This is a genomic window from Dactylosporangium sucinum, from assembly GCF_014647515.1.
Lineage (GTDB): Bacteria > Actinomycetota > Actinomycetes > Mycobacteriales > Micromonosporaceae > Dactylosporangium > Dactylosporangium sucinum.
The window spans coordinates 27,210-27,535 of record NZ_BMPI01000066.1 but is presented as its reverse complement, the minus strand read 5'-3'; positions in this window follow the sequence as shown (position 1 = coordinate 27,535).

Genomic DNA, 326 nt, shown 5'->3' with positions numbered 1-326 from the left:
GGCCCCGGTGTGATCGTGATCTGTGGCGCCCGGACACCGATCTCGGCGCCGTGCCGTGCCGCGGTGCACCCGGTCGTGCCTGCCCTGGCCTGCGCGGAGCGCGGAGCGCGGCGTCGGGCCGGCGGTGCTGTGTGGTTGCGAGCGGCCTTGATCGTGGTTTGTGGCGCGTGGGCGCTGCTCTCGGCCCGTCGCGCACATACGTTGGTCGATCTACCCTCGCCCGGCGAGATCGACATGAGGGTAGATCGACCAACGTCTGTGCGGTGAGTCGCGACCAGTTCGGCGGTGGGTGTCGAGCGGTTCGGCGTGGGTGGCGGACGGGTTGG